Origin of the sequence: Ewingella sp. AOP8-B2-18, assembly GCF_052376015.1 — a bacterium.
Taxonomy (GTDB): domain Bacteria; phylum Pseudomonadota; class Gammaproteobacteria; order Enterobacterales; family Enterobacteriaceae; genus Ewingella; species Ewingella allii.
Window position 1 is genome coordinate 702,084 of record NZ_JBQSVB010000002.1, and the last position, 20,625, is coordinate 722,708.

Here is a 20,625-nt window from a genome sequence, read left to right on the forward strand (position 1 = left end):
CTTATCCTCTTGCTGCCAGTGCGGTCACGCGCTGATAGGCGGCTCCGCTGCGAATCACTTCTAGCGCCTGTTGCGCGTTTTGCTTTAAATCTTCCTGCCCAAAAAGGCGCAGTAGCATGGCGACGTTTACCGCCACGGCGGCTTCGTGCGCCGGGTCGCCTTTACCTTGTAGCAAGCGTGCCAGAATGTCACGATTTTCTTCCGGCTCGCCGCCCAGCAGGGCTTCGAGAGGGTAATTGTCCAGACCGAAGTCCTGCGGCGTCAGCTCATACGTGGTGATTTCGCCATCTTTCAGCTCTGCCACTTGCGTCGCGGCGTGGATCGCCACTTCATCCATCCCGGCGCCGTGAACCACGGCGGCACGTTGATAACCCAAGGTGCGCAGGGTTTCAGCTATTGGGCGCACCAGCTCGGGGCTGTAGACGCCAATCAGCGCCAGCGGCGGACGCGCAGGGTTGATAAGCGGCCCCAGCACGTTGAACAGAGTGCGGGTTTTCAGCGCCTTGCGTACCGGCATCGCGTGGCGAAAACCGGTATGGTACTGCGGCGCGAACAGGAAGCAGATGCCCAAATCGTCCAGCGCGGCGCGGGATTTCTCCGCCGCCATATCTAACTGGATGCCGAAGGCCGCCAGCAGGTCGGAGGAGCCAGAGCGGCTCGACACGCTGCGGTTGCCGTGCTTCGCCACGCGGATGCCACAGGCCGCCGCCACAAAGGCGCTGGCGGTCGAAATATTGATGCTGTTGGTGCCGTCGCCGCCGGTGCCGACGATGTCAGCAAAAGCGTAATCCGGGCGCGGGAAAGGCTCGGCGTGGGCTAACAGTGCCTGAGCGGCCCCGGCGATTTCTGCCGGTTGCTCGCCGCGCACTTTCATACTGATCAGCGCAGCGGCTAGCTGAGCGGGTTCAAGTTCACCATTCACAATGGCGGTAAACAGCTGCTGGCTCTCCTCCTGTGTCATCACCTGGGCGCGATACAGATTTTCGAGGATGCCGGAAATAGTGTGTTTTTGCATGATCGGCTCCTTACCTTACGCCAACGCCCAGGCCAGCGTCTGTTCCAGCAGACGCGCGCCCTGAGAGGTTAAAATTGATTCCGGGTGGAACTGGAAGCCGCAAACGCGATCTTCTTCATGACGCACTGCCATCACCATCTCGCCGTAGCGCGCATTGACCACCAGACCTTCTGGGATCTGGCTGCCAACCAGTGAGTGGTAGCGAGCCACCGGCAGCGGGTTGTTCATCCCGGCGAACATGCCTTCGTTGTCATGAGTAATAGAAGAGGCTTTACCGTGCAGGATCTCGCCAGCCTGACCGACGTAGCCGCCGTAGGTTTCGACAATCGCCTGATGCCCCAGACAGATGCCGATAATCGGCAGTTGTCCGCGCAGGCGTTTCAGTAGTTCTGGCATGCAGCCTGCTTCAGACGGCGCGCCCGGCCCCGGAGAGAGCATCAGCACCGGTTTTTCCAGCTGGCTGAGTTTCTCGATAATCACCTCAGCAGGGATCTGGTTACGGTAAATCACCACGTTGTGGCCGCTGGAGCGTAGTTGGTCCACCAGGTTGTAGGTGAAGGAATCTACGTTATCAATCAATAAGATATCGGCCATCTTAGAACACCTCTTTGGCATTGTGGGCAGTGGCGATGGCACGCAGCACGGCGCGGGCTTTATTACGGGTTTCGTCAGCTTCGGCTTGAGGGACGGAGTCCAGCACCACGCCGCCGCCAGCCTGGACGGTGGCAATGCCGTCTTCGACATAGGCCGATCGGATCACGATGCAGGTATCCAAATCACCCTGCGCCGTGAAGTAGCCCACCGCGCCGCCGTAGCTGCCGCGACGGGTTTTCTCAGAACCGGCGATCAGCTGCATGGCGCGAACTTTTGGTGCGCCGGTCAGGGTGCCCATGTTCATGACGGCCTGATAGGCGTGCAGCACGTCCAAATCGGCGCGCAGGGTGCCGACGACGCGAGACACCAAGTGCATCACGAAGGAGTAACGGTCAACCTTGGTCAAATCCGCCACGTAGCGACTGCCCGGCTCACAGATGCGCGCTAAGTCGTTACGCGCCAGATCAACCAGCATCAGGTGCTCGGCCAGCTCTTTGTGGTCGGTACGCATTTCCAGCTCGATGCGGCTGTCCAGATCGTTATCCAGCGAACCGTCGGCACGGCGACCGCGCGGGCGAGTCCCGGCAATCGGGTAAATTTCAATCTGGCGGTTGGTCGCGTCATATTTCAGCGCGCTTTCCGGCGATGCGCCGAACAGGGTGAAATCGTTGTCTTGCATGAAGAACATGTACGGGCTTGGGTTGTTGTTTTTCAGCGTTTCATAAGCCGCCAGCGGAGCAGGGCAAGGCAGGGAGAAACGGCGTGAAGGCACTACCTGGAAGATTTCCCCGGCGCGAATGCCTTCTTTCATCTTCTCAACCACCGCGCCGAACTCTTCATCGCTCTGATTCACGCTCAGCTGCATGTCAGTCACGTCTTGGTGCGGGATGGCGTGCGGCGGCAATTGCAGCTGGTGTTGCAGCTGCTCCAGACGGCCGTGCAGGCGCTGTTTTTCATCGCTATCTGGCGTGAACAGGCTGGCTTGCAGGCGGCTGCTGCGGTTCTGGTGATCGAGAACCAGTAAGGTTTCGGACAGGTAGAAGCAGAAGTCCGGGCAACGCTGGTCGGCGCGCAGCTGCGGCAGGTCTTCAAAACCGGCAACCAAGTCGTAAGCGAACAGGCCGCCGAGCAGCATAGCTTCGCGCTCCTCTTCCGGGGTTTCCACCAGATCGAGGATGCTGCGCAGAGCGTCGAACACCGAACGTGAACGCAGACGGGCGTCTTCTTCTTGCATCTGGTCGATAGCCGGGAAGGTCAGCTCGCGGCCGTTTGGGCGCACTTCATTCTGCACGTCCTGTGGCAGCGCGGCGTCCATCAGCGGCAGCAGGGACGCGCCGTTCGGGGTCAATGCCTGTACTGAAACTTTGTTGCCAAGGGCGGTAATGCGCAGCGCGCTGTCGATAACCAGCAGGCTTTTCAGATTCTGTTTGCTGCTGATGTCCGCCGATTCGAGCAACAGGGTTGCCGGGCGAGCGCCGCAAAGCTGGTGGAAGATGGCCGTCGGGTCACCACGGTAGCTTCCTTGTACTGTCAGCAGTTCTAAGCGAGGTTTTTGAATTGTCATGATAGTTCCTAAAATTTTTCTACCAAATGGTGAAGAAGACGGCCATAAAAAAGCCCGCGTTCAGCGGGCTTCGGGTATCTGCATGGTCTGTAAACCGAAATGCGTGATCACACCGCCCGCGAAGGGAAGTGGCGCCACCAGCTGAGTACAGAAATCATTAAAATATTCATCATCAGATACCTTGCGTCATATTTCATATATCGGGCATAAAAGGGTTATCACGTTATGCCGTGAACTTGCGTACTAGTAAACTAGTTCGAGAGGCGATAGTCAACCCTCTTTTTACTCTTTCTCTCGGGAATTGCCATTTGGCAGCCAAGCTTTGGCCGCTATCCCCAAGTATCTCGGCTGATTCAGGCCAATAGGGTTAACCGCAAAGGGTTAACGGGTTATGATAACCGTCGCTTTCAGCAACAGGTTTACAACCCTTACCTTATGACTTTACTTGCCACAGAAACGCCAGAGCTCGGTTCCGCCTTCACTCTCTACGATTTGCACAGCCACACCACGGCCTCCGACGGCTATTTAACGCCCGAGGCGCTGGTCAGCCGCGCGGTAGAGATGCGAGTCGGCGTGCTGGCTATTACCGACCACGACACCACTGACGGCCTTGCTCGTGCCGCTCAGGCCATTGCGGCACAGAATCTGCCGCTGCATCTGGTGAACGGCGTCGAAATCTCGACCCTGTGGGAAAATCACGAAATCCATATTGTGGGTTTGGGCATTGACCCGGCACACCCCGCGATGGTGAATTTACTGGCATTGCAGACTTCATTGCGCATCGAACGGGCACAGGAAATGGGCCGCCGCTTAGAGAAAGCCCGCATTGAAGGGGCATGGGAAGGGGCGCTGCGTCTGGCGCAAAACGGCGCCGTGACCCGCGCCCACTTCGCCCGCTATTTGGTGGAAATCGGTAAGTGCGACACCATTGCGCAGGTGTTCAAAAAGTACCTCGCTAAGGGCAAGACCGGCTACGTTCCGCCACACTGGTGTACAATAGAACAAGCAATTGCAGCAATTCATCAGTCCGGCGGTCAGGCAGTTGTCGCCCATCCGGGGCGCTATGACCTCTCCACCAAATGGTTAAAACGGCTGCTGGCCTATTTTGCCGAGCAGGGTGGAGACGCGATGGAAGTGGCGCAGTGTCAGCAGGGGCCAAATGAACGCACCCAGCTCGCCGCCTTCGCGAGAGACTATAATTTACTGGCATCGCAGGGATCTGATTTCCATCAGCCCTGCTCGTGGATAGAACTGGGACGCAAACTCTGGCTGCCCGCGGGTGTCGAGCCTGTGTGGAAAGACTGGACCCAGACCGCGACCATTACAGAATGAGTTAAGAAGGGAATTATGAGTCAATTTTTCTATATTCACCCCGAGAACCCGCAGCCGCGCTTGATTAACCAAGCAGTGGAAATGCTGCGTAAAGGCTCGGTTATCGTTTACCCAACGGATTCCGGCTATGCGCTGGGCTGCCGTCTGGAAGACAAAAACGCCATGGAGCGTATTTGCCGCATTCGCCAACTCGATGGCAATCACAACTTCACCCTGGTGTGCCGCGACCTGTCCGAGCTGTCGACCTATGCGTATGTCGATAACACGGCATTTCGCCTGATTAAAAACAACACGCCGGGTAACTACACCTTCATCCTCAAGGCGACCAAAGAAGTGCCGCGCCGCCTGATGAGCGAGAAGCGTAAAACCATCGGTCTGCGCGTGCCGTCCAACCCGATTGCACTGGCCTTGCTGGACGTCCTGGGCGAACCGCTGATGTCCACTACGCTGATGCTGCCGGGCAATGACTTCGCCGAATCTGATCCAGAGGACATCAAAGACCGTCTGGAGAAAGTAGTCGATTTGATTATTCACGGCGGTTCGATTGGCCAACAGCCGACCACCGTGGTTGACCTCACCGAGTCCACGCCGGAAGTGGTGCGTGAAGGTGCCGGTGACCCCGCGCCGTTCAGATAATTGCGCGATTATTGGTTATAATTAAACCAGCCCGCGGGCGGCTAATAGATACAAAAGCACGGTAAATGTGTATAATGGCGGGCTGACTTTTCATAACTCTTTGTTTTTCAATCCTGAGTTATGTTGAGCAATGCTGTTAACGCGATGACGAGACTTTCCTGTTTATCAGGCATTCCGCGACAGCCCGCTGACCGATTTATGGGTTAATACTTTATCCATTAACCCGTTCTCAATAGGTCAGACAAACATTACCGATATATATTCTGGCGGGCAGACAATGGGTCACATTGTGCTGCTGGCTCTCCCCGACGCCTGTGAAGGCGACAAATGAGGTTGCTCAATGAGCGAGAAGTTTAATTCCCAGAAGCCGTCAGGCGACAGATCCAAATCAGGCCGTCCGGCCACCGACAAACCAAAAAACGGCAGAAATTCCGGTGCAGCCAAAGGCCGCCCTGAGTCAACGCGCAGTGATTCACGTGGTAAAAAAGCCGGTGGCGACAAGCCACAGACTGACAAAGCACGTTCAGACCAATCACGCGGCCGTTCACGTTCAGACAACAGTCGTGATGATTCACGCATTGAAAAGCCGCGCAATGAGAAACCGCGCGGTGAAAAATCACGTATCGAAAAAGCGCGTCCGGCTGGCAAAGGCCGTCCAGACAGCGCGCGTGCTGATAAGCCACGTTTTGAAAATTCACGTAACGCAGCCAAGCCAAAGGCTCCTGCGGCGCTGAAAAATGTGGCTGAAGAAGTCGAAGACGACGAACCAAAATACGAAAAGCCGAAGAACGCGCTGGACTCCACCGAAGGCCAGAGTGAAAAGCTGCAAAAAATTCTGGCTCGCGCCGGTCACGGTTCACGCCGCGAAGTGGAAGCCATGTTGCAGGCTGGCCGTATCAGCGTTGACGGCAAGATTGCGACGCTGGGCGACCGTGTAGAAATGCACGCGGGCACCAAAATCCGTCTTGATGGCCACGTGCTGTCGATTATCGAGTCTCAGGACACCGTCTGCCGCGTGCTGGCTTACTACAAGCCGGAAGGCGAGTTGTGCACCCGCAGCGACCCGGAAGGCCGTCCGACCGTGTTCGACCGTCTGCCAAAAATGCGTGGTTCACGCTGGGTTGCCGTAGGGCGTCTTGACGTTAACACCTCGGGTCTGCTGTTGTTCACCACCGACGGTGAGCTGGCGAACCGCCTGATGCACCCTAGCCGTGAAGTTGAGCGTGAGTACGCGGTACGCGTCTTCGGCCAGATTGATGATGAAAAAATCAAACAGCTGAGCCGTGGCGTGCAGCTTGAAGATGGCCCGGCGGCATTCCGCACCATCAAGTATCAAGGTGGCGAAGGTCTGAACCAGTGGTACAACGTAACCCTGACCGAAGGCCGCAACCGCGAAGTTCGCCGGTTGTGGGAAGCGGTTGGCGTGCAGGTTAGCCGCCTGATCCGCGTTCGCTACGGCGACCTGACCTTGCCGAAAGGCTTGCCGCGCGGTGGCTATAAAGAGCTGGATCTGCCGGAAACTAACTACCTGCGCACGCTGGTGGAGATGCCGGAAGAGACCGTCAGCAAATTGCCGGTTGAGCGCGATCGTCGCCGTGTGAAAGCTAACCAGATCCGTCGCGCCGTGAAGCGCCACACTCAGGTTGCCCCAGCTCGCCGTAGCGGTACGCCGTCAAAACGCAGCTAACGATGAGTTTATAAGTTCGTAGCCAATAAATGAAAAACCGCAGCCAGTGACTGCGGTTTTTTTTGTTCTTAATTCAGCGAGTTAGTTAATAAGAGAAGGGGGGGTGGCTACCAGTCGATACCCTGCTGGGCCATAATTCCCGCGTCAAAAGCATGCTTCACCGGGCGCAATTCGCTGACGGTATCTGCCAATTCCAGCAGGTCGCGGTGGCAGCCACGCCCGGTAATAATCACGGTTTGATGCACCGGCCTGGCTTTCAGCGCGTCAATCACTTCCTGCAAGTCGAGATAGCCAAAACTGACCATGTAGGTCAGCTCGTCGAGCACCACTAAGTCCAGAGACTGGTCGGCCAGCATGCGCTTGCCGTGCTGCCAAACGGCCTGACAGGCGAGGGTGTCCGTCTCTTTGTTTTGCGTCTCCCAGGTGAAGCCGGTGGCCATCACCTGAAACTCAACGCCGTGCGGCTCGAGCAGGTTTTTCTCGCCGTTTGGCCATTCGCCCTTGATGAACTGAATCACCGCCGCGCGCTGGCCATGGCCGACGGCGCGAGTCACCGTGCCAAAGGCGGCAGTTGTTTTGCCTTTGCCGTTGCCGGTGAAGACAATTAAAATGCCGCGCCGCTCCTGCGCGGCTTCAATCCGCGCATCAACCTGCTCTTTAAGCCGCTGTTGGCGCTGCTTGTGGCGATCCTCGCTCATGACATTTATTCCGCAGGACCGGCTTTGCGCCCCGGCTGGGCGTCGAAGCTGATGCCAGTTTTACGGCGGCTGTCTTCACCCATCAAATAGAGGTACAGGGGCATGATATCGGCCGGGGTTTTCAGCTTGGCGCTGTTCTCATCCGGGAAGGCAGATGCCCGCATACTGGTGCGCGTTCCGCCCGGATTGATGCAGTTCACCCGCAAGTTGGTCTGTTTGTACTCTTCGGCCAGCACCTGCATCATGCCCTCGGTAGCGAACTTAGACACCGCATAGGCTCCCCAGCCGCTGCGGCCTTCGCGGCCGACGCTGGAAGAGGTAAACACCAGCGACGAAGACGGCGCTTTCAGCAGCAGAGGCAGCAGTGACTGGGTCAACATGAAAGTGGCATTCACATTTACCTGCATGACGTTGTGCCAGTCTTCGAGCTTAATCTCGGCCATCGGCACGATTTCGCTCAGCAGGCCCGCGTTGTGCAACACGCCATTAAGATGTGGAACCCACTCAGCGATTTGTTCAGCCACGCGCTGGCAGTCGGCCTGTGAGGCGGTGAGCAGGTCGAGAGTATAAATGTGCGCCGGATGGTAACCGCGCTCGGCGATCTCTTGCTGAACTTTCGCCAATTTGCTTTCGGTGCGGCCAAGAAGAATCAGCTGTGCGCCGAAGCGCGCATAGGTCAGCGCGGCTTCGCGGCCAATGCCGTCACCTGCGCCAGTGACCAGAATGATGCGTTGATTGAGCAGATCGGATTTTGGATGGTAATGCACGGGAATTCCTCTTACCTGAGTCAGGACACGGCGATGGAGTGCATCGCCACATCGGCGCAAAGCGGCGCGCTGGCAGGAGCAAAAGGCTCAACCGCGGGCGGGCGCTTGGCTGGAAAATGGATCATCACGAAGATGAATACTGGGTTTATATGCCTGAAATGACCACCGGTTTCAATGTTTACCCCGATTATCGGCGGATCTTTTGTAACAAAAATGGAACAAGCCTGCACCCCTTTTTGCCATCTGCGCGGCCTAAGCGGGCAGGTTATGCCCAAACAGCGGCATTCGGACACAATCACACAAGACGCTTTAGCGCCAATTGTCTAGAATAAGCAGCATCTTATTACCACTGCGTAAAAGGCGGAATTTGTGGATCTATTATCTCTTTATGGTTTGTTCTTGGCCAAAGTTGTCACCGTGGTGATCGCCATTGGCGCGTTAGTGGTGCTGGTTATCGGCCTGAGGCAGCGTAAGTCTCATGGCAAAGGTCAGTTGCATCTGGTTGATTTGGGTGAAGAATACCGTGAAATGCAGCGCGAAATGCGCACGGCTCGCCTCAATCCAATCGAGCAAAAACTAACTAACAAAGCGTTCAAAAAGCAGGAAAAAGCGGACGCCAAACAGAAGAAATTACAGGCGAAAAGCGGCGCGACGATCAAAAGCAAACCTTGCCTGTACGTGCTTGATTTCAAAGGCAGTATGGACGCTCACGAAGTCACTTCTTTGCGCGAAGAGATCTCGGCGGTGCTAGCGGTTGCCACGCCTGAAGATGAAGTCCTGCTGCGTCTGGAAAGCCCGGGCGGCGTGGTTCACGGCTATGGTCTGGCTTCTTCACAGCTGGCGCGTTTGCGTCAGGGCGGCATTCGCCTGACCGTGGCGGTGGATAAAGTTGCAGCCAGCGGCGGCTATATGATGGCCTGCGTGGCTGACCGCATCGTGGCGGCACCTTTTGCCATCATCGGTTCTATCGGCGTTGTGGCGCAGATCCCTAACTTCAGCCGCCTGCTGAAAAAGAACGATATCGACGTGGAATTGCACACCGCGGGTGAGTTCAAGCGTACTCTGACGCTGTTCGGCGAGAACACCGAAGAGGGGCGCGAGAAATTCCGTGAAGACCTGAATGAAACTCACGTGCTGTTCAAAGAGTTTGTTCATCAGCATCGCCCGTCGCTGGATATCGACAGCGTTGCCACCGGCGAGCACTGGTTTGGCACTCAGGCGCGTGAAAAAGGGCTGATTGACGCCATTGGTACCAGTGATGATTTGCTGATTGCCGAGATGCAAAATCACGAAGTTATCGCGGTGCGTTATAGCCGTCGCAAGCGCATGATGGACAGATTTACCGGCAGCGCGGCAGAAAGCGCCGATCGCCTTTTCTTGCGCTGGTTGCAGCGCAGCCAGAAGCCGCTTTTGTAATAGATTAAGTTAAGAATTTGAGTAATGAAAAAAGGGACCTCGGTCCCTTTTTTATTGGCCACAGCGCGTTAATGCGCACTAAAAGTAAACAGCCAGATTTTCTTCCTTTATTACGTTAAGGAAACACGGTCATTTTGGTGACAATTTGGTTAATCTTGCAGATGATATTTTTCTGAAAAAAGATGTGCCAAATGTTTAAACATATTAAATACGGCGGTGGTTTTTAAGGTCGGCAATCCATTATCATCGAGAAAGAATTCCCCGCGAAACACCAACACATTGCCTTTCTGCTCGACGTCTGTTGCCTCCATGCCGTGCAGATAATCACCGTGTGCGCGAATGACTTTATTCGCCTCGGCCAGTAAAGATTCTCGGCTAATTGCCGTTGTATTTCCCTGCATGATATTTACTCCCATGAAGAATTTCTGCCGATATTGTAATCCCACGCCGAACAAAACCGCAAACCTGCTGAGGTTATAGCAAATGTATTGCTGCAATTTTGTTCGTGTTGGCGAAAAACGGTTTTCCGTGCTAATTAAGTTGCGTGGCAATTTTTATCAGGTAGAGTGTGGGATTTTGTGGCTTTAGGTGGAATGTTTTGTTTACGCTTCACAAAATTTTATCATTTCATGCTCTATAAGTCTGTGGGAGGGATAGCGTTAAACCTCCGTTAAATCAGAGAATTGTGCCTCTGGAAGTCTGTTTGATTCGCTAAAAGAAAAAATTAGTTGATCTCCTGACTCACTGCCGCAATATAAAAAAAGACGTTACATTGTGCCGCGGCATAACAAGTTAAAATCTTCTTCATTAGAAGAACAAATTAGGTAAAAGGTAATTATGGGCAAAGCTCTCGTAATAGTTGAGTCCCCGGCAAAAGCCAAAACGATTAATAAGTATTTAGGAAATGACTACGTGGTTAAGTCCAGCGTCGGTCATATCCGCGATTTGCCTACCAGTGGTTCCGCCAGCAAAAAAACTGCCGCCTCAGCCGAAGAAAAAACAAAGAAAAAAGTAAAAAAGGATGAGAAAACGGCGTTAGTTAACCGCATGGGCGTTGATCCATACCACGGTTGGGAAGCGCAATACGAAATTCTGCCCGGCAAAGAAAAAGTGGTTGCCGAGTTAAAAGCCTTGGCGGATAAAGCCGACCACATCTATCTCGCAACCGACCTTGACCGCGAAGGAGAGGCTATTGCCTGGCATTTGCGGGAAGTGATTGGTGGTGATGACAAACGTTTCAGCCGCGTGGTGTTTAACGAAATTACCAAGAACGCGATTCAGAACGCCTTTAAAGAACCGGGCGAGCTGAATATTGATCGTGTTAATGCTCAGCAGGCGCGTCGCTTTATGGACCGCGTGGTGGGTTACATGGTTTCGCCACTGCTGTGGAAGAAAATTGCTCGTGGCCTGTCTGCCGGCCGCGTGCAGTCGGTTGCTGTGCGTCTGGTGGTTGAGCGCGAAAAAGAGATCAAAGCCTTTGTTCCTGAAGAGTATTGGGAACTGCACGCTGACCTCAACGCGCAAGACAAAACCGCGCTGCAAATGCAGGTGACGCATCACAACGATAAGCCGTTCAAACCGGTGAATCGTGAGCAGACTCATGCCGCCGTCTCTTTATTAGAAAAGGCGCGCTACACCGTTGTTGATCGCGAAGACAAACCGACCAGCAGCAAGCCGGGTGCACCTTTTATTACCTCCACGTTGCAGCAGGCGGCCAGTACGCGTCTGGGCTTCGGCGTGAAGAAAACCATGATGATGGCGCAGCGTCTCTACGAAGCGGGCCACATCACCTACATGCGTACCGACTCCACTAACCTGAGTCAGGACGCGGTAGAAATGGTGCGTGGTTATATCGGCGATAACTTTGGCGCGAAATACCTGCCAAAAGCCGCTAACCACTACAGCAACAAAGAGAATTCACAAGAAGCGCACGAAGCGATTCGTCCTTCCGACGTTAATGTCGTATCCGAGCAGTTGAAGGATATGGAAAACGACGCGCAGAAGCTGTACCAGCTGATTTGGCGCCAGTTTGTTGCCTGCCAGATGATGCCAGCTCAGTACGATTCCACCACCCTGACGGTGAAAGCGGGCGACTATTCGCTGCGCGCCAAAGGCCGTACTCTGCGTTTTGATGGTTGGACCAAAGTCATGCCAGCGCTGCGCAAAGGCGATGAAGACCGCGTGCTGCCAGTGATGGAAGTGGGTACCGAGCTTAGCCTGCAACAGTTGTTGCCGACCCAGCACTTCACCAAGCCGCCAGCGCGTTTTAGCGAAGCGTCATTGGTTAAAGAGTTGGAAAAACGCGGCATTGGCCGTCCGTCTACCTATGCGTCGATCATTTCGACCATTCAGGATCGCGGCTATGTTCACGTTGAAAACCGTCGCTTCTACGCCGAAAAAATGGGCGAGATCGTCACCGATCGTCTGGAAGATAACTTCCGCGAACTGATGAACTATGATTTCACCGCGCGCATGGAAGACGGTCTTGATCAGGTTGCTAATAACCAGGCCGAGTGGAAAGCCGTGCTGGACGAGTTCTTCACCGAATTCAGCAAGCAGTTGGAAACCGCTGAGAAAGAGCCAGAAGAGGGCGGCATGCGCCCGAATCAGATGGTCCTGACCAGTATCGAGTGCCCAACCTGCGGCCGCCCGATGGGTATCCGCACCGCCAGCACCGGCGTGTTCCTCGGCTGTTCAGGCTATGCCTTGCCGCCGAAAGAGCGCTGCAAAACCACCATCAACCTGATTGCTGATGCTGAAATTCTTAACGTGCTGGAAGGGGACGAAGCCGAAACCAACGCACTGCGCGCTAAACGTCGTTGCGGCAAGTGCGGCACGGCGATGGACAGCTACCTGATCGACAACCAGCGCAAATTGCACGTCTGCGGTAACAACCCGGAGTGCGATGGCTATGAAATCGAGCAGGGCGAATTCCGCATCAAAGGCTATGACGGCCCGATCGTTGAGTGTGAGAAATGTGGTTCTGAGATGCACCTGAAAATGGGGCGTTTCGGCAAGTACATGGGCTGTACCAACGACGATTGTAAAAACACCCGTAAGATTTTGCGTAACGGCGACGTCGCGCCACCGAAAGAAGATCCGGTGCCGCTGCCCGAGCTGCCTTGCGAAAAATCAGATGCCTACTTTGTTCTGCGCGATGGCGCAGCCGGGGTGTTCTTGGCGGCCAATACCTTCCCTAAATCGCGCGAAACCCGTGCGCCGCTGGTGGAAGAGTTAGCCCGCTTCAAGGACCGCCTGCCGGAGAAACTGAGCTACCTGGCGGATGCGCCGGTTGCAGACCCAGAGGGCAATAAGTCCATGGTTCGCTTCAGCCGCAAAACCAAGCAGCAATACGTCTCTTCCGAGAAAGACGGCAAAGCCACAGGTTGGTCAGCGTTTTACGTTGACGGCAAGTGGGTTGAAGGCAAAAAGTAAGCAAAGTGTTTTAACCCGCTAGCAAACGTGCAAAAAACCAGCCTTTCGGGCTGGTTTTTTTATTAGGTTAAGATCTATCATCGCAAAGCTTTACGCCTTTTCATGCCAAGGTCTTTTGGGCAAGTTATTCACGTGCTGAAGTCATTCGCATCCGACTATACAACGTGCAAATAATTGATATAATTGTTATATAAAATCTCTTCTTATACTTAAAAATTATAGATATCCGCCGATGACGGCTGTCGGTACGGAGTGAATTTTGGGTATCAATAAGTAGATAACAGTATGTTTCCAGACCTCTCAGCCGCAGGGCGAACAGGAATGGCTGACAGGGTTTGAAAACTAGGATGGTATAAGTTATGAAATTGCAGCAACTGCGCTATATCGTCGAGGTTGTTAATCACAATCTTAACGTTTCTTCGACGGCGGAAGGCCTTTACACCTCGCAACCCGGCATCAGTAAGCAAGTTCGTATGTTAGAAGACGAACTGGGTATCCAGATCTTTGCCCGTAGCGGCAAGCATCTGACGCAGGTCACGCCGGCCGGGCAGGAAATTATCCGTATTGCTCGCGAAGTGCTGTCAAAAGTCGACGCCATCAAAGCGGTTGCTGGGGAACACACTTACCCTGACAAGGGTTCGCTGTATGTCGCAACAACTCATACTCAGGCCCGTTACGCGCTTCCCAACGTCATCAAAGGCTTTATCGAACGCTATCCGCGCGTCTCCCTGCATATGCATCAAGGCTCGCCAACGCAAATCGCCGAAGCGGTTTCCAAAGGTAATGCCGATTTTGCTATCGCCACCGAAGCGCTGCATCTGTACGACGATTTGATCATGCTGCCTTGCTACCACTGGAACCGCGCGGTCGTGGTGCAGCCGGACCATCCGCTGGCTGGCAAAGAGAAAGTGACGATTGAAGAGCTGGCCGAGTACCCGATTGTGACCTACACCTTCGGCTTCACCGGCCGTTCAGAGCTGGACACCGCCTTTAATCGCGCCGGTCTGACCCCGCGCATTGTGTTCACCGCCACTGACGCCGACGTGATCAAAACCTATGTGCGCCTCGGCCTGGGCGTGGGCGTGATCGCCAGCATGGCGGTTGACCCCATCCAAGACCCAGACTTGGTCACTGTCGACGCCCGCGACATCTTCACCTACAGCACCACCAAAATCGGCTTCCGCCGCAGCACCTTCCTTCGCAGCTACATGTATGACTTCATCCAGCGCTTTGCCCCGCACCTGACGCGCGACGTGGTGGATACCGCCATCGCCCTGCGCTCCAATGAAGACATCGAAGCGATGTTCAAAGACATCAAGCTGCCGGTGAAATAAGCCCAGTTTTAGTCGGCAATCCTATCATTCAGCCCTGCTTATGCGGGGCTGAGTTTTTTGCTTTATTGCACTTTGCTCGGCACACGGGCAATAACTTTGATTTCAAAATCGAAGCCAGCCAGCCAATTCACGCCCACTGCGGTCCAGTTTGGGTAGGGCGCGCTTGGAAACACTTCACTCTTCACTTCCATCACGCTGGCAAACTGCTTTTCCGGATCCGTGTGGAAAGTGGTGACGTCCACCAGATCCTCCAACCCGCAGCCTGCTGCACTCAGAGTGGCTTTTAGATTGTCGAACGCCAGTCTGACCTGAGCCGCAAAGTCAGGCTCCGCCGAGCCATCGGCGCGGCTGCCCACTTGCCCGGAGACAAACAGCAAATCACCGGAACGAATGGCAGCGGAGTAACCGTGTTGTTCATAAAGAGCATGGCGATCGGCCGGGAAGATTGCTTGATTGTTCATCATGGTTTTGCCTTCTTTGGAGTAATGTTGGGATGCGAAAAATACAACCTTGATTTAATATACACTTCGTATGCGAATGTAATCACATACGGGGCGTATGTCAATTAACATACACTCCGTATGTTAAGTTGAGGAATGATGGCCGCGAAACGTCGTGCAGAAACAATGGAAGAGAACCGTGAGAAGCTGATCGCCGCCGCGCGCAAGGCTTTTGCTACAAAGGGCTTTGCCGCCGCTTCGATGGATGAACTGACCGCCAGCGTCGGTTTGACCCGTGGCGCGCTGTATCACAACTTCGGCGATAAAAAGGGGCTGTTGGCCGCGGTGGTGGCGCAGGTGGACGGGGAAATAGCCCAGCGAGCGAAGCAGATTGCCAGTGTTGCGCCAGACGATTGGAGCCAGTTGGTGGCCGAAGGCGAGGCTTATATCAAAATGGCCCTCGATCCAGAGGTTCAGCGTATCGTGCTGCTCGACGGTCCGGCTTTCCTCGGCGATCCTTCCCTGTGGCCTAGCCAGAATGCTTGCCTTGAGGGCACGCGATCGGCGGTGGCGAGGATGGTGAAGAATGGCACGCTCAAGCCGGTGGATGTAGAAGCCGCCGCGCGGCTGCTCAGCGGCACGGCGCTTAACGCGGCGCTGTGGGTCGCCGCCAGCGACAATCCGCAGGAAAATCTGCCAAAAGCCCAAGAGGCTTTCGCCATGATGGCCAGCGGCTTGCGCCGGTAGATAAACCGCCCGCCAGCAAGGTGGGCGGGCCTGACTTTAGGTAGTCAGCACCTCGTCTATTTTAAGTATTTGCATCACAAAGTCGATAAAGGCGCGCACTTTGGCGGGAGGCAGATGGCGTGAAGGATAGAGGGCGTACAGTGGGAAGCTCTCCCCCTTCCAGTCGGTCAGTAGCTCGACTAATCGGCCATCGGCCAGCAGATCCTCAATGCCGCTGGTTTTCATTCGCGCAATTCCCGCGCCCGCCAGACAGGCACCGAGCAGGGTGCCGGACTCATTCACCATGAGTCGGCTGGAAATCTTAGCCGGAAACACTTCCCCCTTGAGCGAATATTCCCACTCCAGCGGCTGGCCGGTCATAGAGCTTCTGACCTGAATGCAGGCGTGATGAATCAGGTCCTTAGGGCTTTGCGGCACGCCGTGCTGGCGCAGATACTCTGGCGAGGCGACGGTGGCGGTGGGCGTCTCCAGCAGCTTACGCGCCACCAGTGAAGAAGAGGGCGGATGGCCGAAGCGCACCGCGATATCAAAACCTTCCGACACCAAATCCCCCAGTTGATCCCGCACGACCAGCTCGACGGCAATTTCCGGGTAACGCTGCATAAAGGAGTGGATGTGAGGAGCCAGAATGCGCCGCGAGAAGAAGGTATCCACATTGACCCGCAGCCGACCGTGTACCGCGGTAGAAGCGCCGGACGCCAGGCTCACCGCGTCGCCGATGCCCGCCAGCAGCGGGCTTATCTCTTCATACAGGGTGCGCCCCTCATCGGTCAGGGTGACGGCGCGGGTGGTGCGGTCAAACAGCCGCACGCCGATACTGCCTTCGAGCCGTGTCACCGCCCGGCTGACGCCTGAAGGGGACAAGTTCAGGGCTTCTGCGGCACGCGCAAAACTGCCGCTGTGCACAATGGCGGCTAATACGCTGATATTCGACAGCAGGCGTCCATCAAAGCTCATGGTAAATTCTCTTGGTGACTGAATGGTGATTTTAAGTCATCAAAGTATTGATCATTCGTGCATTCTGTCAAGCAGTCCACTTCTCTATACTCCCGTTCACTGATTTAGCATCAGGCTATTTCTCAGCAAACAGGAGCTATCAAATGTATGTGATCACAGGTATTACCGGAAAAGTCGGCGGCGCGGTTGCCCGCACGTTATTGAGCAAAAACCTTCCTGTTCGCGGCGTGATGCGTGATGCCAGCAAAGCCGACAAATGGCGCGCTCTGGGTTGTGAAGTCGCGATTGCCGAGATGGATGACGCCAAGGCACTGACTGAAGCCTTTAAAGGCGCGACCGGCGTCTTCATCCTGCCGCCTTCAGATTTTGACCCGGCTCCGGGCTTCCCGGCGGCGCGCATTTTCATCGAAGCTATCGTCACGGCCATCAGCGCGGCCTCGCCGGAAAAAGTGGTTTGCCTCTCCACCATTGGTGCGCAGGCGACGCAAACTAACCTGCTGACTCAGCGCACGTTGCTGGAGCAGGCGCTTAATGCGTTGGCGCTGCCAGTTACCTTCCTGCGTCCGGGCTGGTTTATGGAAAACTGCGCGCTGGACGTGGCTTCCGCGCGCGACGCGGGCGTTATTCACAGCTACCTTCAGCCATTGGATAAACCCGTGCCGATGATTGCCACCGCCGACGTCGGCAAGCTGGCGGCCAATTTGCTCCAGCAGCGCTGGGAAGGTAAGCGCGTGGTCGAGTTGGAAGGGCCGCGCCGCGTTACGCCAAACGACATCGCCAGCACCTTCGCGCAGATTCTGGGTCGCCCGGTGGTGGCCGAAGTGGTCGAGCGCCACTCGTGGGAAGCCGTTTTCCGCGCCCAGGGGCATCAGTATCCGTCACCGCGTATGCAGATGATCGACGGTTTTAACCAAGAGTGGATCTGTTTCGAAGGGCCAAAGTCAGAACGCGTCATTGGCGAAACCGAGCTGGAAGAGGTGCTGCGTAACCTGCTGCAAGCCTAAACTCAGGCCAACATCTGCTTTTTATAATGCAGCGGCGACATGAACGATGGGTATGCCATCCTGTATCAGCAGGGTGGCATACGGCAAGTGATGAACACTTCGTGTTGTTATCAAAATGTTAACCAGAATTTGTGTTATCTTTATAAGTGGACTTATTGACCGTCCGGTTATTGGTCTTTCACCCGCTTTGCACTTTTTGAGGTAAAACGCCTTGAAAAGCATTGAGAAAGAACAGAAGTCTGAAAGATAAGCGTTATAAAAAGGAGAAGCTATGTCGTCCGATCTTCGCAAGAATAGTCAGGATAAGCTGGCAGCCCTCGATAAGGAATATCACTATTACAGCCTGCCGAAAGCGGCACAAAAGCTGGGTGACATTCAACGCCTGCCAAAATCTCTAAAAGTCCTGCTGGAAAATTTACTGCGTAACGTCGATGGTGACACTGTCACCGAAGAGGATTTACAGGCGCTGGTGGATTGGCAGAAAGCCGGCCACGCCGACCGCGAAATTGCCTACCGACCGGCCCGTGTACTGATGCAAGATTTCACCGGCGTTCCCGCCGTGGTTGACCTCGCGGCCATGCGCCAGGCGGTCAAGCGACTGGGTGGGAATGTCGACCAAGTCAATCCACTCTCCCCGGTGGATTTGGTTATTGACCACTCGGTCACCGTGGATGAGTTCGGCGATGACGAGGCATTTGACGAAAACGTCCGTCTCGAAATGGAACGTAACCACGAGCGTTACATTTTCCTGCGCTGGGGGCAAAAGGCCTTCAACCGTTTCCGCGTTGTCCCGCCGGGCACCGGGATTTGTCACCAGGTCAACCTTGAGTATCTCGGCCAAACCGTCTGGCACGAAGAGATTGACGGCCGCACCGTCGCCTATCCTGACACCCTAGTCGGCACCGACTCCCACACCACCATGATTAACGGCCTCGGCATTCTCGGCTGGGGCGTGGGCGGTATCGAGGCAGAAGCCGCGATGCTCGGCCAGCCGGTTTCCATGCTGATCCCAGACGTGGTGGGCTTCAAACTCACCGGCAAACTGAGCGAAGGCATCACCGCCACCGACCTTGTGCTGACGGTCACCCAGATGCTACGTAAGCACGGCGTGGTGGGCAAATTCGTCGAGTTCTATGGCGACGGCCTGGCGGACCTGCCGCTGGCCGACCGCGCGACCATTGCCAATATGTCCCCTGAGTTCGGCGCGACCTGCGGCTTCTTCCCGGTTGACGAAGTGACCCTCAGCTACATGAAACTCAGCGGGCGCAGTGACGAACAGATCGCACTGGTCGAGTCCTACAGCCGCGCGCAGGGCCTATGGCGTCACGAGGGCGACGAGCCAATCTTCACCAGCTCGCTGGAACTCGACATGTCGCTGGTGGAATCGAGCCTCGCTGGTCCGAAACGCCCGCAGGACCGCGTCGCCTTGCCGAATGTGCCAAAAGCCTTCAATGCCGCGACCGAGCTGGAGATCGGCAATGCCAAAGGCAAGCAGAGCCAGTCTGAAAGCTTCACCCTCGACGGCCAGCACCACCAGCTCACCACTGGCGCGGTGGTCATTGCGGCCATCACCTCTTGTACCAACACTTCCAACCCGAGCGTGCTGATGGCGGCGGGCCTGCTGGCGAAGAACGCGGCGGATCGCGGCTTAACCAGTAAACCTTGGGTGAAAACCTCGCTAGCCCCCGGCTCGAAAGTGGTGACCGACTACCTCAACGCCGCTGGCCTGATGCCGCATCTGGAAAAGCTCGGCTTCAACCTCGTCGGCTACGGCTGTACCACCTGTATCGGGAACTCAGGCCCACTGCCTGACCCGATTGAGGCGGCGATCAAAGAGGGCGACCTGACCGTCGGCGCGGTGCTTTCCGGCAACCGTAACTTCGAAGGGCGTATTCACCCGCTGATTAAAACCAACTGGCTGGCTTCTCCGCCGCTGGTGGTGGCCTACGCGCTGGCGGGTAACATGAAGGTTGATTTGACCCATGATCCTCTGGGCGAGGACCAAAACGGCAAGCCGGTCTACCTGAAAGACATCTGGCCGTCAGCCAATGAGATTGCCAAAGCCGTGGAGCAGGTGAAAACCGACATGTTCCACAAAGAGTACGCCGAAGTGTTCAACGGCGACGCCAACTGGCAGGCTATCAAGGTCGAAGGCACACCAACCTACGCGTGGCAGGAAGATTCTACCTACATCCGCCATCCGCCGTTCTTCAGCGACATGAAAGCCCAACCGGACCCGGTAGAGGACATCAAAGACGCGCGTATTCTGGCGATACTGGCCGACTCGGTGACCACCGACCACATTTCACCGGCGGGGAACATCAAGGCTGAAAGCCCGGCAGGACGCTATTTAGAGCAGCACGGCGTACCGCCAAAATCCTTCAACTCCTACGGTTCTCGCCGTGGTAATCATGAAGTGATGATGCGCGGGACCTTCGCCAACATCCGTATTCGCAACGAAATGGTGCCGGGCGTGGAAGGGGGCTTCACTCGCCACATTCCGTCTCAGGACCAGTTGGCGATTTACGACGCCGCCATGCGTTATCAGCATGAAAGCGTGCCGACGGCGGTTATCGCCGGTAAAGAGTATGGCTCCGGCTCCAGCCGCGACTGGGCAGCGAAAGGCCCTCGCCTGCTGGGCGTTCGCGTGGTGATTGCCGAATCCTTCGAGCGTATCCACCGTTCGAACCTGATCGGCATGGGCATCCTGCCACTGGAATTCCCACAGGGCGTGACGCGCAAAACGCTGAAACTGACGGGTGACGAAACCATCAGCGTCAGCGGTATGCAGTCCCTCAAGCCGGGCCAGACGGTGCCAGTTAAAATCACCTTCGCCGACGGCCATGTCGAAACCGTCGATGCCCGTTGCCGTATCGACACCGGCAATGAGCTGACCTACTTCGAGAACGGCGGCATCCTGCACTATGTGATCCGCAAAATGCTCTAAGTCCCGTCAGTTTGGCGATGAAATGAAAAAAGCCCCGTAAGGGGCTTTTTTA

Annotated in this window: 15 protein-coding genes, 1 pseudogene and 1 other annotated feature; of the genes and pseudogenes, 9 read left to right on the forward strand and 7 right to left on the reverse strand. The window is 55.6% G+C overall.

Annotated elements, in window-relative coordinates:
* Position 1: 1 nt before the first annotated feature.
* Both trpD and ACT3RR_RS07520 read right to left on the reverse strand, forming a co-directional pair.
* A pseudogene (gene trpD, locus ACT3RR_RS07515) lies at positions 2-1,609 on the reverse strand (bifunctional anthranilate synthase glutamate amidotransferase component TrpG/anthranilate phosphoribosyltransferase TrpD).
* A gap of 1 nt (position 1,610) precedes the next feature.
* Positions 1,611-3,173 carry an anthranilate synthase component 1 gene (locus ACT3RR_RS07520; RefSeq protein WP_485900912.1) on the reverse strand — a complete coding sequence of 521 codons (1,563 nt, stop codon included), beginning with the start codon at positions 3,171-3,173 and terminating at the stop codon, positions 1,611-1,613.
* Positions 3,174-3,217: 44 nt separating this feature from the next.
* Positions 3,218-3,319 (reverse strand) — a sequence feature (Trp leader region).
* 289 nt (positions 3,320-3,608) lie between these two features.
* Here ACT3RR_RS07520 and rnm point away from each other — a divergent pair.
* From rnm to rluB, 3 genes are all read left to right on the forward strand, one after another.
* Entirely contained in the window at positions 3,609-4,505 is an 897-nt protein-coding gene (gene rnm, locus ACT3RR_RS07525; protein WP_278879370.1) for an RNase RNM, read from the forward strand.
* 15 nt (positions 4,506-4,520) lie between these two features.
* Positions 4,521-5,141, forward strand: a complete 621-nt coding sequence (locus ACT3RR_RS07530; protein WP_353502355.1) for an L-threonylcarbamoyladenylate synthase — start codon at positions 4,521-4,523, stop codon at positions 5,139-5,141.
* 793 nt (positions 5,142-5,934) lie between these two features.
* A complete protein-coding gene (rluB, locus tag ACT3RR_RS07535) occupies positions 5,935-6,828 on the forward strand; it encodes a 23S rRNA pseudouridine(2605) synthase RluB (protein WP_485900979.1) in 894 nt (297 codons plus the stop codon).
* 107 nt (positions 6,829-6,935) lie between these two features.
* Here rluB and cobO read toward each other — a convergent pair whose 3' ends face one another.
* Complete coding sequence (gene cobO, locus ACT3RR_RS07540) at positions 6,936-7,526, reverse strand: cob(I)yrinic acid a,c-diamide adenosyltransferase (RefSeq protein ID WP_353502354.1); 591 nt, start codon at positions 7,524-7,526, stop codon at positions 6,936-6,938.
* 5 nt (positions 7,527-7,531) lie between these two features.
* The gene (locus ACT3RR_RS07545) at positions 7,532-8,293 is read right to left on the reverse strand and encodes a YciK family oxidoreductase (RefSeq protein ID WP_396130481.1); all 762 of its coding nucleotides are present in this window, start codon (positions 8,291-8,293) and stop codon (positions 7,532-7,534) included.
* A 369-nt stretch (positions 8,294-8,662) separates the two neighbouring features.
* On the opposite strand from ACT3RR_RS07545, the gene sohB reads away from it, so the two are divergent.
* Entirely contained in the window at positions 8,663-9,709 is a 1,047-nt protein-coding gene (gene sohB / locus ACT3RR_RS07550) for a protease SohB (protein ID WP_100937208.1), read from the forward strand.
* Between the two features lie 149 nt (positions 9,710-9,858).
* Here the strand turns inward: sohB and ACT3RR_RS07555 are convergent, their stop codons facing one another.
* Positions 9,859-10,110, reverse strand: a complete 252-nt coding sequence (locus tag ACT3RR_RS07555) for a YciN family protein (protein WP_353503982.1) — start codon at positions 10,108-10,110, stop codon at positions 9,859-9,861.
* Positions 10,111-10,546: 436 nt separating this feature from the next.
* Here ACT3RR_RS07555 and topA point away from each other — a divergent pair, with 436 nt between their 5' ends.
* Both topA and cysB read left to right on the forward strand, forming a co-directional pair.
* The gene (topA, locus tag ACT3RR_RS07560) at positions 10,547-13,144 is read left to right on the forward strand and encodes a type I DNA topoisomerase (RefSeq protein ID WP_496200025.1); all 2,598 of its coding nucleotides are present in this window, start codon (positions 10,547-10,549) and stop codon (positions 13,142-13,144) included.
* Positions 13,145-13,503: 359 nt separating this feature from the next.
* Complete coding sequence (gene cysB, locus ACT3RR_RS07565) at positions 13,504-14,478, forward strand: HTH-type transcriptional regulator CysB (RefSeq protein ID WP_034790971.1); 975 nt, start codon at positions 13,504-13,506, stop codon at positions 14,476-14,478.
* A gap of 62 nt (positions 14,479-14,540) precedes the next feature.
* On the opposite strand, the gene ACT3RR_RS07570 is transcribed toward cysB, so the two are convergent.
* On the reverse strand, positions 14,541-14,942 hold the full coding sequence (locus ACT3RR_RS07570; RefSeq protein WP_353502351.1) for a RidA family protein: 402 nt from the start codon (positions 14,940-14,942) through the stop codon (positions 14,541-14,543).
* Between the two features lie 135 nt (positions 14,943-15,077).
* On the opposite strand from ACT3RR_RS07570, the gene ACT3RR_RS07575 reads away from it, so the two are divergent.
* The gene (locus ACT3RR_RS07575) at positions 15,078-15,665 is read left to right on the forward strand and encodes a TetR/AcrR family transcriptional regulator (RefSeq protein ID WP_353503981.1); all 588 of its coding nucleotides are present in this window, start codon (positions 15,078-15,080) and stop codon (positions 15,663-15,665) included.
* A gap of 36 nt (positions 15,666-15,701) precedes the next feature.
* Here ACT3RR_RS07575 and ACT3RR_RS07580 read toward each other — a convergent pair whose 3' ends face one another.
* Positions 15,702-16,622, reverse strand: coding sequence for a LysR family transcriptional regulator (locus ACT3RR_RS07580; protein ID WP_441655957.1), 921 nt, complete (start codon positions 16,620-16,622; stop codon positions 15,702-15,704).
* 143 nt (positions 16,623-16,765) lie between these two features.
* Between ACT3RR_RS07580 and ACT3RR_RS07585 the strand changes: the two genes are divergently transcribed.
* Both ACT3RR_RS07585 and acnA read left to right on the forward strand, forming a co-directional pair.
* On the forward strand, positions 16,766-17,626 hold the full coding sequence (locus ACT3RR_RS07585) for an NmrA family NAD(P)-binding protein (RefSeq protein WP_496200026.1): 861 nt from the start codon (positions 16,766-16,768) through the stop codon (positions 17,624-17,626).
* Positions 17,627-17,897: 271 nt separating this feature from the next.
* A complete protein-coding gene (acnA, locus tag ACT3RR_RS07590) occupies positions 17,898-20,573 on the forward strand; it encodes an aconitate hydratase AcnA (RefSeq protein ID WP_496200027.1) in 2,676 nt (891 codons plus the stop codon).
* Positions 20,574-20,625: the final 52 nt, after the last annotated feature.

What these genes read in the sequence shown, in the direction of transcription:
- ACT3RR_RS07520 (WP_485900912.1), bottom strand. Translation starts at nt 3,173, where the DNA reads ATGACAATTCAAAAACCTCGCTTAGAACTGCTGACAGTACAAGGAAGC.
- rnm (WP_278879370.1), top strand. Translation starts at nt 3,609, where the DNA reads ATGACTTTACTTGCCACAGAAACGCCAGAGCTCGGTTCCGCCTTCACT.
- ACT3RR_RS07530 (WP_353502355.1), top strand. Translation starts at nt 4,521, where the DNA reads ATGAGTCAATTTTTCTATATTCACCCCGAGAACCCGCAGCCGCGCTTG.
- cobO (WP_353502354.1), bottom strand. Translation starts at nt 7,526, where the DNA reads ATGAGCGAGGATCGCCACAAGCAGCGCCAACAGCGGCTTAAAGAGCAG.
- ACT3RR_RS07555 (WP_353503982.1), bottom strand. Translation starts at nt 10,110, where the DNA reads ATGCAGGGAAATACAACGGCAATTAGCCGAGAATCTTTACTGGCCGAG.
- topA (WP_496200025.1), top strand. Translation starts at nt 10,547, where the DNA reads ATGGGCAAAGCTCTCGTAATAGTTGAGTCCCCGGCAAAAGCCAAAACG.
- cysB (WP_034790971.1), top strand. Translation starts at nt 13,504, where the DNA reads ATGAAATTGCAGCAACTGCGCTATATCGTCGAGGTTGTTAATCACAAT.
- ACT3RR_RS07570 (WP_353502351.1), bottom strand. Translation starts at nt 14,942, where the DNA reads ATGATGAACAATCAAGCAATCTTCCCGGCCGATCGCCATGCTCTTTAT.
- ACT3RR_RS07575 (WP_353503981.1), top strand. Translation starts at nt 15,078, where the DNA reads ATGGCCGCGAAACGTCGTGCAGAAACAATGGAAGAGAACCGTGAGAAG.
- ACT3RR_RS07580 (WP_441655957.1), bottom strand. Translation starts at nt 16,622, where the DNA reads ATGAGCTTTGATGGACGCCTGCTGTCGAATATCAGCGTATTAGCCGCC.
- ACT3RR_RS07585 (WP_496200026.1), top strand. Translation starts at nt 16,766, where the DNA reads ATGTATGTGATCACAGGTATTACCGGAAAAGTCGGCGGCGCGGTTGCC.
- acnA (WP_496200027.1), top strand. Translation starts at nt 17,898, where the DNA reads ATGTCGTCCGATCTTCGCAAGAATAGTCAGGATAAGCTGGCAGCCCTC.